The following is a 365-nucleotide window of genomic DNA, read 5'->3' as shown; positions in this document are numbered from 1 at the left end:
ACTAGCATATCCTCTTTAATCTCTGTATGAGCGGGTATATCCTTTGCGGCTACGACAATCTTTGTTGGTTTTACTGCATTCTCCACTGCAAAATGATTGTATCCATAGATACCAGCGACTGTTGCAGCGGCAAGACCAACCGCAGCAATCTGCTTCTTTTGAAACTTAGATGGCTTCAATGTTTGTGTTCCTCCTTATGTAGCCTTTAAACGCAAAAAAAGGACACACCTATGGCATAAAGCGCCTTAGGTGTGTCCTTTTAGCTAATCTAAAGTCTATATGAAAATGTTGGATTTGTTTTCTTTAATATTACAATTTCAATATTATGATATATACGGTTTTATGTCAATCATTTCTAAAAAAAA

1 pseudogene is annotated in these 365 nt (G+C 36.2%); it reads right to left on the bottom strand.

Annotation, left to right across the window (positions count from 1 at the left end):
• Nucleotides 1–179, bottom strand: a pseudogene (locus MR155_RS31565) (Flp pilus assembly protein CpaB); the annotation flags it as partial.
• Nucleotides 180–365: the final 186 nt, after the last annotated feature.

The sequence above is a fragment of the Bacillus cereus group sp. BfR-BA-01331 genome (assembly GCF_022663915.1).
Taxonomy (GTDB): Bacteria; Bacillota; Bacilli; order Bacillales; family Bacillaceae_G; genus Bacillus_A; species Bacillus_A mycoides.
The sequence above is the reverse complement of the archived record's forward strand: the minus strand, read 5'-3'. Positions and strand labels throughout refer to the sequence as shown.